We start from the raw sequence: 11,590 nt of genomic DNA, 5'->3' as shown, positions 1-11,590 counted from the left end.
GGTAACGCGTGCTTTCTTCGAAAGCTGAATGAAGAGCTTGTTCTATATTCACAAAAAATCCGTAGTTAGTTACCTAACTACGGATTGTGCATGATCATTTTGATCGGTCAACCGATAAACGCCTTAACTGATCAGCATTACGCTGATGCGACCTTTATTTTTCTGGTGGCCTGTAGCCTTCAATTTCGACTTCTTTATCTTCAAACAAAAAGCCGACCATCTGCTCTTCAAGCATTTGCCTATGCTCAGGATCCATCATATTAAGATGCTTTTCGTTAATTAGCATAGTTTGCTTATGCTGCCATTGCTGCCAAGCTTCTTTGGAGATGTTATTAAATATACGTTCACCAACTTCTCCTGGATACAGTTGAAAATCCAGTCCAGGCGCTTCCTTTTGTAACTTTTGACAAAATACCGTACGTGCCATGAGTATCTACCTCTTCAATTTTAATCGTGCACTCAATGAGAGTCAGCACCAGTGATGGTGTCAGTTTACCCTATTGCGGTTAATACTTTAACCAACTTTTTAGTCGGCGCAGCGAGCCCAACTTCTGGTGGGTTATGAGTATCGAACCACAGCAGTTGCTGATCATGCACACAATCTGGCATGCTTTTTACTTCTACAACCACGGGGGTAATAGTTAACTCAAAATGCGTAAAAATATGCACAAAGGGTTCAAGTGTATTTGTACATTCAAGTTTAAGTTCTTGCTGCTTAATAAACGCGTCTAACTCATCTTGCTCTGCAAACTCAAAAAAGCCGAATAACCCACCCCATATTCCACTCGATGGGCGCTTCTCCATCAGCACTTTATCATCACATTTAATTATTAAGTGGTGAGCACGCTTTTTTGGTTTCTCTTTCTTGGGTTTGGGGTTAGGAAACTCTTTTACCCGGTTATTTTTGAACGCTGCGCACTCCTCAACTAGCGGACAAGTCTCACAACTTGGCCTGCTTCTGGTACATACGCCAGACCCTAAATCCATCATAGCTTGATTAAACGCTCTTACATCACCGCTTGGCGTGACGGCATCACTCAAAGACCATAACTGATTTTCGACCTTTTTTACTCCGTACCAGCCCTCAACCATATAAAACCTAGCTAGGACCCGCTTAACATTACCATCGAGTATTGGATAATGCTGACCAAGCGCAAGAGAGAGTATCGCGCCAGCGGTAGAGCGACCAATGCCTGGTAAGTCCATCACCGCTTCTAATGTTTGTGGGAATTCACCCTTATAGCTATCTCTGACCACCTTTGCAGCTTTATGAAGGTTTCTTGCTCTGGCGTAATAACCAAGCCCAGTCCAATGGTGTAACACTTCATCTTCCGGTGCATCGGCCAACGCAATTACCGTTGGAAAGCGCGTCATAAAGCGCTCAAAATAAGGAATAACTGTGGTTACTTGAGTCTGCTGTAGCATCACCTCTGAAATCCATACTTTATACGGTGTTTTTCCGAGTTGCCACGGCAGTGTTTTTCTACCATGAAGGTGATACCAAGACACAACTTGCTCACCAAACCACTTAGCTTGTTGCTGGCTAACTTTCATAAACTTGACTAGTACTTGCTACAAAAGCCGCCAGTGTAATCACAATCGCGTTAATAGTCACCACGTAAAATTTCACTCTATACTTGTTTATTGCCAACTGAATGACGATAATGTGCGACCATTTTCACGAGCATAGAAATGACCATGAACGAATCAAGCAAAAGTGCGCTCGAACAGGCGCAGGAAGAAGGCAAGTACATCAGAAAAGTGCGTAGCTTTGTTAAGCGTGAAGGACGTCTTACTAAAGGCCAAGCTGCATCGCTAGAAAAATGCTGGCCAACAATGGGACTGGAGCACCAACAAGGTTTGCTAGACTTTACAGAAGTATTTGGTAACAGCAATGAAGTCGTTCTTGAGATTGGATTTGGTATGGGTAAGTCGCTCGTTGAGATGGCAAAAAATAACCCACAACAAAACTTTATTGGCATAGAAGTACACCGTCCAGGTGTAGGTGCTTGCTTGATGGATGCAGATGAACAGGGCATCACTAACTTACGTGTTTTTGAACATGACGCTGTTGAAATCTTAGCGGATTGCATTGCTGATGGCAGCCTCGCTAAATTGCAGCTATTCTTCCCTGATCCATGGCATAAAAAGCGTCACCACAAACGTCGTATTGTACAACTTGAGTTTGCTGAAAAAATACGCCAAAAGCTTAAAGTGGGCGGCGTGTTCCATATGGCAACTGACTGGGAAAACTATGCCGAGCATATGCTTGAAGTGATGAGCGCAGCCTCTGGCTATAAAAACCAGTCGCAAAGCAATGACTATGTTCCTCGCCCAGACTTTAGACCGCTTACTAAGTTTGAACAACGTGGCCATCGTTTAGGACATGGCGTTTGGGACTTAATGTTCGAGCGTATTAACTAAACAACCCCGCTTTATAATGGAGCGGCTCAACAGGCTGCTTCATCGCCCATCTATTTGAGTACATTCACTAGGAGTTAGCGTTGCAGTTTACCAACCCGAGTTTATTACTACTTCGTAATGAAGAAGAGCTTATTGCCAACAATATTCTGGTTATTAACCATCAGCGCGACGGCTTCCTACGTGAATTAAAAGCGCTCAATCCAAGTTCGGCAATTCATGCGTTTAGTTTCGATTTTGCAGACCACCTTCACGCCGATAAAGTCGCCGATGTTAAGAGCTATGTAGACCATCAACTACCGCAATTGCAAGATATTGATTTGGTTATTTACTATTACCCTAAGTCAAAACCTGAAGCGCAAATGGTATTTGATAATATCCGCCACTTGAGCACAGCTGAAACTAGGTTACTTGTTGTTGGCGAAAACAAAAGTGGGGTGAAAAGTGCAGAAAAGCAACTTAAAGATCACGCCGCACACTGTTATAAATTAGAAAGCGCAAAACATTGTATTTTATATGAGTTTGATCAACTTACTGCCAACCCAGGTTTTGACGTAAGCCATTATGTACAGACTTTTTCAGTGCGTATAGCCAAGACCGAGTTTACTGCTGCAAGTTTGCCTGGTGTATTTAATCATGGGAAGCTCGACGCAGGTACCCAACTATTGCTAGAAAATGTCACCCTTCCCTATAAAGGTAAAGTGTTAGATTTTGGCTGCGGTGCTGGGCTTATTGCCTGCTACGCCTTATTGAATAGTCCAGCACTTAAGTTTACGTGTTTAGATGTCAATGCGCTTGCGCTGTTTGCTACGCAGCAGACTTTAGCTTTAAACAACCTCAGTGCAACTTTATTGCTTAGCGATGGTTTAAGTGAATTGAAGGGTAAATTTAATCTTATTTTGAGTAATCCACCATTTCATACAGGCCTTTCAACAGACTATGATATCGCAGAGCAATTTCTACATAACATCAAGCGCCATATGGATACCAAGTCTAATATTCAGCTGGTTGCTAATAGCTTCTTAAAATATCCTCCTATTTTAGAAGCTCAGTTTGAACAGTTTGAAGTTGTCACTAAAAACACTAAATTCGCCATCTATAAAGCGCTGTAGTTTACTAACTCTAAGGTTTACTTGCTCATATCAAGTAAACCTTAACTCAAACCCACCTTTTATCTTTTCATTTTCAAAGATTTGCTCTACTTTATTATAATGAGTTATTAGATCTCAGAAGCTCTGTAACCGCAGCTAAGGCTGATCATACAGCTGGAATAAGAATGAGTAAGCAATTAACAAAAACAAGCATAAGAAAAGTATTGATCAGCGCAGTGATGCTTGTAACCGCGTTGTGCCTCTCTTTATCCATATCTATTTCCACTTACCTTGATGTAAAAGAGCAAAAACAACTGATCATCAACAAAATCGAGATGATAGCCGACATCGTTGCGTTCAATTCTCAAATCACAATTTTATTCGATGATCGAAAAACCGAAGATGCACGTCTAAAGTCTTTTCAACAAGTGGATATCATCAAAAACATCCATATCTATGCCATGGATGACGTAACCAACAGCCCTGTATTTTTTACTAGTTACAATGCTAGTCGTACGCCACCGGTACCGCTAAAGGTTAATCAAATTGAAGAGTTAAAAACCCCCAAAGTCTCAGAAGACTACATTGAATTGATTAAGCCTGTAATTTATGAGGGTAATATTGAAGGTTATGTTTATGTCCGTGGCGGTTTGGAAAGACTCTCAAACTACATAAATAAAAAAATACTGGTAGATATTGCACTTACCTTATTTGTCCTTGTTCTTGTTTTACTCGTATCGAGGGGGATCCAAAAACGCATCGCTACGCCAATTGAAGAACTTTCCTCACTACTGCAAGACGTTTCCAAAAATCATAACTATAGTGCCAGAGCGCCTGGCAGCAATATCTCAGAACTAAATGTACTAGCTAATAACTTAAATATTATGCTTGCGCGCACCGAAAACCAACTTGAGCGCCATAAAGCCGATAAACAAGAAATAAAACAACTAAATCAGAGCTTGGAAGAAAAAGTGAATCAGCGCACGATTGCGCTACGCGAAGCCAACCAAGAATTGCTGAACGCTTTAGAGCGTATGCATCAATACCAGAACCAAATCATCGAGAACGAAAAAATGGCTTCGCTGGGGCAAATGGTGGCAGGTGTTGCCCACGAGGTAAATACCCCTATCGGTTTGGGGATTACAGGTTCTACGTTGTTAAGAGACAAATTATCCGATATTCGCGAAGCATTTCAAACAAAGTCTCTGACCTCCAAGCAGTTAGAGCGCTTTGTTAACGACGGAATTGAAAATCTTGATCTCATCTACCGCAACCTGAACCGCGCGGCTGAGCTGGTTTCTAGCTTTAAGCGCCTTGCCGTAAGCCAAGACCTAGAAGTGAACTCACGAATAGATTTGTCAAACCTACTTACTGAAGTCGTAGCCTCTATGCGAGCTGAACTCTCCACAAAACAGCCTGAAGTGACTATTGACTGTGACTCTGGACTTGCAATCGAAAGTAAAGCTGGGCCATTACAACAAGTGTTAGAACAGCTTGTATCTAACTCCTTACTCCATGGCTTTAAAGACCAACAAAACAATAGCATTTCAATTACTGTGAAACCATCAATGGGACAACTTGCTATTGAATATGCAGACAACGGGATGGGTGTACCCAAAGCAATTAAAAAACGCATTTTCGATCCGTTTGTCACAACTCGTAGAGGTGAGGGAGGAAGCGGCCTAGGTATGCATTTAGTTTATAACCTGGTAACCCAAGCACTTGGGGGCTCGATCACTTTAGATGAAGAATTTAGCCAAGGTGCTAAATTTATTATAACTCTTCCTCTTTCAGGTAATCTAAAATGAGGTTGATTAATCTAGTTATTTTGCTTTTATTTATCTCCTTAAATACAACTGCAAAATCACCAGATCAGGTTCGTTCTGCTTTTCTCTATCAAATGGCAAAATTCGTCGAGTTTCCCGACGAAAACACAAAAACTAGTATTCAATTTTGCTTCTATTCACTTGAATCGGGACCAGCTGCTGAGCTAAAAAGTGCAACAAAGCTAAATGTGCGAGGTAAACCCATTGAGCTCGTTGAAGCAAAAAAAACATGGAGCTATGGGGAACTTTCCAGCGCTTGCGATATCACATACATTGATGAAACTAGCGAAAATGATATACTGTCCGCTTGGACCGATACAATAGAGTCAAACATGTTGACCGTGGGCGAAAGTATTGAGTTTTTAGAAAGAGGCGGGATTGCTTCTTTGGTCCAAGAAGGGAGCAAAATTCGACTGTATATAAATAAGCAAGCACTAGAAAAACAGTACTTCATCGTGCGCTCAAGGCTGCTTGCCGTATCCAAGTTTCATCCCAACTGATTTTACTTGTTAACAATTGGATAAGCTCCTATAATCGTAAATATTCGGATTTATTATATAAGTCCGAACACATTGTAAATTGTATATTCCGAAAAGGTTAATTAATAATGCAAACGCCAGTCATTCTAATTGTAGAGGATGAAGACGTAACTCGACTGAACCTCGTTAGTTTATTTGAAGCGGAAGGTTACAAAGTAATCGAAGCCATTGATGGCGATGACATGCATGACAAGTTGACATCAAATGATGATGTAAACCTTGTAATCATGGATATCAACCTTCCTGGTAAAAATGGTTTAATTTTGGCGCGTGAATTACGCCAGAAGAAAAACATCGGCCTTATTTTCCTAACAGGTCGTGACAATGATGTTGACCGCATTCTTGGTCTTGAGATTGGTGCTGATGATTACATCACAAAACCATTTAACCCGCGTGAACTAACGATTCGTGCTCGCAACCTAATCTCTCGTACTGGCTCGTCTGCAGAAGAGTCAACAATTGATAGCAACGGCGTTATTACTTTTAATGGTTGGGAGTTAGATGAAAACAGTCGCTGTTTAACATCTCCAACAGGCGATTCAAAACGTCTACCTAAAGGTGAATATCGTGCACTTCGTCTAATGCTAGATTCGCCTGGCCGAATTTTTAGCCGTGAGCAGCTTATCAAGCACATGACTGGTCGTGAACTTCGCGCAAATGACCGTACTGTTGACGTTACTATTCGCCGCATTCGTAAACATTTCGAAACTGATAACAATACGCCTGAGTTAATTAGTACAATTCACGGTGAAGGTTATCGTTTCATTGGTAAACTCGACGCTCAATAATCATTTTTACTGATCTTCAGCGAGTTTTGCAATTAATGGATGAAGGGCTTCTTGCCCTTCTTCTATTTTAATCTCTAACTCAGATACCCAACCCAATAGTGTTGCTTTCTCTTTGCCCTCTGACTCTAATTCCATTTTCTTTGCTTGTAATTGGGCTAGTTGCAACCCTACCGAGCCGGCAGCACCTTTAACTTTATGTGCAACCGCACCATATTCCTCAATATCATTTTGTGCAATAGCCTCTCTGAGCTCTTGACAGTACTTAGGGCTGAGCTTAGTAAATAGGTCACAGCTTCTTTGGAATGCAGCAGCCCCCATAGACTCAACAAAATCGCAAATGGTCTCTATATCTAAATCTGAGTACTCAGGTTGTGACAATGCTTCTCGAATATCGATGCTTTGTTTGTTTTTCTGTGCCTCAATTCCAAATAATTCTGCGAGCATTTTATCGAGCTTAGTGGTATTTATTGGTTTGGCCAAAGCCCCCTGAACACTGATCCCCTCAAGTTCTTGCTCGGCGCTTCTGACGTTTGCGGTTAAGGCAACGATTGGTAAGTGATCAAAATGACAGTCTTCTCTTATTTGACGCGCGACAACATCACCATTGATATCTGGTAGCTGCATATCTAATAGAATGAGATCTAGGTCATCCTCAGTTTCAACAAACGAGAGTGCATCCTCGCCAGTTTCAGCCCAAATAACTTCATGTCCTCGCTGTTCTAATAGGTTTGTCGCAATTTCCGCGTTTAACGGCACATCCTCAACAAGTAAAATGTACAAACTTCTACCAGCATAACTCTGTTCTTTCGGTGCATTACATAGCTGCAATGGGATCTCAACATCAAAGCGACTCCCCTTTCCTTCGTGGCTAGCCACGGCTATCGTTCCTTTCATAGCCTGAACAAGGGCTTTAGTAACAGCAAGACCAATGCCTGAACCAATCGCATTGCTACCAGATGCATCCGGAGCCTTGTAATACATCTCAAAGATTCGCTCTAGCTGATCTTCTGATATTCCCATACCTGTATCTATAACACTAATTGTCAGCCATGGCCCATCATCTCGATTCTCACGGCGACATTCCAGCGCCACATTACCCTTGTGGGTAAATTTCACTGCATTGTTAATTAAATTCCAAAGTACCTGACGTAGACGTGTCGGATCGAGTAACGCATAAACGTCTAAGATTCCAGAGCGATTGATAGTAAATTCTAACCCCTTTTGATCAGCAATTAGACCTGCAAAGTTGACCACATCGTTTATAAAATCAGAGACATTAATGCTGTCGGTTGCAATATCTAGCTGCTCTCTGTCAATTTTATCTAAATCAATGATGTCGTTAAAAATATTGCCAAGCGTCTCTGCACTTGAAAACACAGTATTACACCAACTTTTTTGTTGTGCAGTCAGATCTGTGTCTAACATCATGCGCGTTAGACCAACAATACCATTGAGCGGAGTTCTTAATTCATGACTTAGCGTAGCAATAAACTTACCTTTATCCTTATATGCAGTTTCCAACGCCTGCTCGGCTTCTTTACGACTAGTAATATCACGACCAAAGGCCAACAAGCCTATATATTCGCCTTTATCATTGATAAATGGCAGCTTGCGCATTTCAAACCAACGAGATTCGCCTTCAACAGGATACTCTACGTCAAGTGTTAATGGTTGCTGTGTTTCTGATACCTGGCTATCTGTTTCAAGTACTTTTGGAAGGTATTGCTCTGAATATATTTGTTCGACTGATTTACCAATTAGTTCTTCGCTGCTTTTGCCCATCACTAACTCGAACATCTTGTTACAGCCTGCGAATACACCATTTTCATCGCGGTAATAGAACAGATCAGGAGATGAGTCAACGATGCTTCGCAGTAACATACCTTGCTGCGCAAGTTCTTGTTGGGTCTTTTTACGTTCTGCAATTTCTTTTCTTAATTCATCTATCGCGCGGTGTTTAGCATGCAGAGCTATTTTACGCTCGTCAATTTCACTATTTAAACGATTAATATTGTCCTTTAGCGTTTGGTTAAGCATCTTTTCTTGTTGTGTTGCCGACTCCAAATAAGCTTTGGATGAGTGTACCTCCCGCATTGCCGCGACGGACATCATGATGAGAGCAGGCGCAATAACAGCGGTTAAGAAAAAGAGTGCCGATATATCAACAATTTCAACTACACCTAATGCAACATAGTAAAACATGCAAGATAGAATAACTGCAACGAAGAGCGTAAAAGCATAAGCGATGGCAAACGCCCGCTTGTTTCCGTATTTTTCTACCAAGTTTGATAAAATTCGAGCCCATGAGCCAAACGAATTTTCTGTCATATTATTACTTCACCATTGTTAAACACTTGTCAGGCAAGTTTATATTCTACCGCTTGAGCCCGACTGAATTGCTTTTCAAGCTCTCAAAGTAAATATTATACAAAAGCCCTAGTAATAAGCGAGTATAGAAATTGCAGAGCCTGAATATTCGCCCCATTACATGCACACTATGCAAAGCGATAGATAACGGAAATGAGACTCTGTATCACTAAATGCACAAATCATCTAATTTAGTGCGGATAGATTTAAGCTCACCATCCCAACTTAATCTGATTTCGTGTAATATGCCCGTTTTTTAAGTCGTGAGAAAAGAGAGCATCGATGCAAAATAACATGCCAGACATTGCACACAGTGCTAGTGCGTTACAAACAGGTACTTTAGACTGGGTAGGCATGGGTAACATAGAGTTGCCTTTAGTATTAGAGAGCAAAGGCCTAAGTCAAATTACTGTTACAGCCAAAGCCGATGCTTTTGTTAATTTGCAAAAAGAAGACGCCAAAGGCATTCACATGTCACGCCTCTTTCTTGCCCTTGACACTCTTTCTTGTGAACAAGTGCTTACACCAAAAACTCTAAAGCAGTTGTTAGATAACTTTTTAAGTACGCATAGCGACTTAAGTACAGGTGCAAAAGTAACACTGCAGTTTGAATTACCTATCAGACGCCCTTCGCTTTTAAGTAAAAAAATGGGATGGAAATCATACCCGATTACCCTTGACGCAACTTTGATGAACGGTATTTACAAGCTAGAACTGGCGCTTGACGTTGCTTACTCGTCAACTTGCCCCTGTTCAGCTGCACTGTCTCGTCAACTGATCCAAAACGCTTTCCAGCAAGCTTTTGATGGTAAACAATTAGATTTTCATAGCGTGCATGACTGGTTAGGTAGCACTGAAGGTATCGTTGCAACACCCCACTCTCAACGCTCGATTGCAAATATAAAAGTTAAGCTCACAGATAATAGTAGCGAGTTTGAGATTTTAGATCTGATCGAATTGGTTGAAAACGAGTTAAAAACTCCTGTTCAAGCCGCAGTAAAACGTGAAGATGAACAAGAGTTTGCGCGCCTAAATGGCCAAAACCTAATGTTTTGTGAAGATGCAGCGAGGAAGCTAAAAGCACTACTAAACCAGCAAACTTATTTAGATTTCTACGTTAAAATCAACCATTACGAATCCCTTCACGCCCATGACGCAGTGGCCTATGCCGTGAAAGGGGTTGAAGACGGCTACAACGTTTAATTATAGTAATTGGTATTAGATCCGCTCCGTTGACTACTATTATTAATCAGAGCTAGATAGCTCTGATTAATCTCCTCCCATACACAACGAAGTAAGTGCTGTATTACCGTAAGTTATCCACTCAACGGTGGGCACGGTTTAATTTGCGAATAAACTGCTCGACGAGCACTTCTTCGTTTTCTAAAGCCTGCTCTGTATTTTTCATCGTTTCATGCGTCTTGCACGCACTTTTTATAGACTCATCCGCAAGACCTGATATTGTCACAGCATTTGCCTTAAGCTCATTTGAAACACTCGACATCTCTTCTGTCGATGTCGCAATTTGATAGTTCAAACCTAATATTTCATTTATTATTGTGTTGATCGTTTCAAGGTTCACTTTCGTCCCTTCTGCCTTTACTACACATTCAGAGGAACGCTCTACTCCACTTTGAATCGCAGTAAGCTCCCTTTCTACTCGTGGTGTCAGACCGGCAATAATAGTATTAATCTCGGCTATCGAATCTTGCGTCCTTTGCCAAAGCGCTCTCACCTCATCATCAGCAACCACATATTCACCATTACGTACAGCCTTTATAGCGGCATTTAAATAGAGTAAGTTGGTTTGCTCGGAGAGCCCACGGCTCACGTCAACAACACCTTCGATGTTAACAGTTTGCGCATTAAGATCGTCTATATTTTTTGCGTGCGAGACTACTCTTTTGATAAGGCATAATTATTCTCCATATTATCATCAACGGCTTTGTTGTCCTGCACAACGGATTCAAGCACCGCTTCGGATTGCTGCGCTGCATTATTAGTATTAGAGGCTATTTCACCAATCGACACAAACACCTGATTAATTGCTCTAAGGAGCCTGTTTACGCTTGCTGTCGATTTAACATATCAGAACTCGTTTTGCATTCTTGCATCGTTTAGGTTACGCATTCTGAAACGGTGACACTAGCACCTTTAACACACCCAAGCACAGCCCGTAGCTCGGATTCTCTAACGAGTAAAGCAAACTCTATAGATGCAGCATAATTAACCTTATTGAGATACACTTCTTGTATCAGAGGGTTATCGTATACTTTTTACCTTTTCGCTGAGCGACCGCACTGAAGCAAGGCGAGAAAACCTTGTCGACAACCTAGCGAAAGTTTTGCTATTTAGTTATTCTAAATGAGAAATTTTTATGCAGTTAGCGTTAGATTTACTCCGTAAAATTGAGCAAGTATCAAGGCTAATTGGTATAAGAAAGGCGAATGTGAATATTAACATGATGAGAATGGAATACAGAAAGTGAGTGGCGTCCCCTAGGGGATTCGAACCCCTGTTACCGCCGTGAAAGGGCGGTGTCCTAGGCCTCTAGACGA

General features: G+C 41.4%; 11 protein-coding genes and 1 tRNA gene. 6 read left to right on the top strand and 6 right to left on the bottom strand.

The features are described 5' to 3' along the window. Positions 1-154 precede the first annotated feature (154 nt). Positions 155-427 (bottom strand): oxidative damage protection protein, encoded by a 273-nt coding sequence (locus tag CKO50_RS22440; protein WP_010379401.1) that lies wholly within the window; start codon positions 425-427, stop codon positions 155-157. A gap of 65 nt (positions 428-492) precedes the next feature. Beyond that, positions 493-1,554 carry an A/G-specific adenine glycosylase gene (gene mutY, locus CKO50_RS22435; RefSeq protein WP_095729978.1) on the bottom strand — a complete coding sequence of 354 codons (1,062 nt, stop codon included), beginning with the start codon at positions 1,552-1,554 and terminating at the stop codon, positions 493-495. Between the two features lie 144 nt (positions 1,555-1,698). Between mutY and trmB the strand changes: the two genes are divergently transcribed. The 5 genes from trmB to arcA all read left to right on the top strand — a co-directional run bounded on the left by trmB (position 1,699) and on the right by arcA (position 6,665). Further along, entirely contained in the window at positions 1,699-2,424 is a 726-nt protein-coding gene (trmB, locus tag CKO50_RS22430) for a tRNA (guanosine(46)-N7)-methyltransferase TrmB (protein WP_095729977.1), read from the top strand. 80 nt (positions 2,425-2,504) lie between these two features. Continuing rightward, positions 2,505-3,533, top strand: a complete 1,029-nt coding sequence (locus CKO50_RS22425; RefSeq protein ID WP_095729976.1) for a methyltransferase — start codon at positions 2,505-2,507, stop codon at positions 3,531-3,533. Between the two features lie 164 nt (positions 3,534-3,697). Then, a complete protein-coding gene (locus CKO50_RS22420) occupies positions 3,698-5,320 on the top strand; it encodes a sensor histidine kinase (protein ID WP_095729975.1) in 1,623 nt (540 codons plus the stop codon). Next, entirely contained in the window at positions 5,317-5,838 is a 522-nt protein-coding gene (locus CKO50_RS22415; RefSeq protein ID WP_095729974.1) for a YfiR family protein, read from the top strand. The genes CKO50_RS22420 and CKO50_RS22415 overlap by 4 nt, the downstream gene beginning before the upstream one ends. A gap of 107 nt (positions 5,839-5,945) precedes the next feature. Continuing rightward, on the top strand, positions 5,946-6,665 hold the full coding sequence (gene arcA, locus CKO50_RS22410; protein WP_095729973.1) for a two-component system response regulator ArcA: 720 nt from the start codon (positions 5,946-5,948) through the stop codon (positions 6,663-6,665). A 6-nt stretch (positions 6,666-6,671) separates the two neighbouring features. Here arcA and arcB read toward each other — a convergent pair whose 3' ends face one another. Continuing rightward, on the bottom strand, positions 6,672-8,993 hold the full coding sequence (gene arcB / locus CKO50_RS22405) for an aerobic respiration two-component sensor histidine kinase ArcB (RefSeq protein ID WP_095729972.1): 2,322 nt from the start codon (positions 8,991-8,993) through the stop codon (positions 6,672-6,674). A 321-nt stretch (positions 8,994-9,314) separates the two neighbouring features. Here arcB and folE2 point away from each other — a divergent pair, with 321 nt between their 5' ends. Then, positions 9,315-10,235 (top strand): GTP cyclohydrolase FolE2, encoded by a 921-nt coding sequence (gene folE2 / locus CKO50_RS22400; protein WP_095729971.1) that lies wholly within the window; start codon positions 9,315-9,317, stop codon positions 10,233-10,235. 121 nt (positions 10,236-10,356) lie between these two features. Here the strand turns inward: folE2 and CKO50_RS24980 are convergent, their stop codons facing one another. The 3 genes from CKO50_RS24980 to CKO50_RS22390 all read right to left on the bottom strand — a co-directional run bounded on the left by CKO50_RS24980 (position 10,357) and on the right by CKO50_RS22390 (position 11,589). After that, positions 10,357-10,881: a methyl-accepting chemotaxis protein gene (locus tag CKO50_RS24980; RefSeq protein ID WP_255231131.1), complete on the bottom strand. Its 525-nt coding sequence runs from the start codon at positions 10,879-10,881 to the stop codon at positions 10,357-10,359. A gap of 47 nt (positions 10,882-10,928) precedes the next feature. Beyond that, positions 10,929-11,063 (bottom strand): hypothetical protein, encoded by a 135-nt coding sequence (locus CKO50_RS24975; protein WP_255231130.1) that lies wholly within the window; start codon positions 11,061-11,063, stop codon positions 10,929-10,931. A 458-nt stretch (positions 11,064-11,521) separates the two neighbouring features. After that, positions 11,522-11,589: transfer RNA gene (locus CKO50_RS22390), tRNA-Glu, on the bottom strand. Position 11,590 lies beyond the last annotated feature (1 nt).

Origin of the sequence: Pseudoalteromonas sp. HM-SA03, assembly GCF_002289345.1 — a bacterium.
Lineage (GTDB): Bacteria > Pseudomonadota > Gammaproteobacteria > Enterobacterales > Alteromonadaceae > Pseudoalteromonas.
This window is presented reverse-complemented; position numbering and strand designations above follow the sequence as displayed.

Bases quoted from the DNA above. Each gene is read 5' to 3' on its own strand.
- CKO50_RS22415 (WP_095729974.1), top strand. From the start codon at position 5,317: ATGAGGTTGATTAATCTAGTTATTTTGCTTTTATTTATCTCCTTAAAT.
- folE2 (WP_095729971.1), top strand. From the start codon at position 9,315: ATGCAAAATAACATGCCAGACATTGCACACAGTGCTAGTGCGTTACAA.
- arcB (WP_095729972.1), bottom strand. From the start codon at position 8,993: ATGACAGAAAATTCGTTTGGCTCATGGGCTCGAATTTTATCAAACTTG.
- mutY (WP_095729978.1), bottom strand. From the start codon at position 1,554: ATGAAAGTTAGCCAGCAACAAGCTAAGTGGTTTGGTGAGCAAGTTGTG.
- CKO50_RS22440 (WP_010379401.1), bottom strand. From the start codon at position 427: ATGGCACGTACGGTATTTTGTCAAAAGTTACAAAAGGAAGCGCCTGGA.
- arcA (WP_095729973.1), top strand. From the start codon at position 5,946: ATGCAAACGCCAGTCATTCTAATTGTAGAGGATGAAGACGTAACTCGA.
- CKO50_RS22420 (WP_095729975.1), top strand. From the start codon at position 3,698: ATGAGTAAGCAATTAACAAAAACAAGCATAAGAAAAGTATTGATCAGC.
- trmB (WP_095729977.1), top strand. From the start codon at position 1,699: ATGAACGAATCAAGCAAAAGTGCGCTCGAACAGGCGCAGGAAGAAGGC.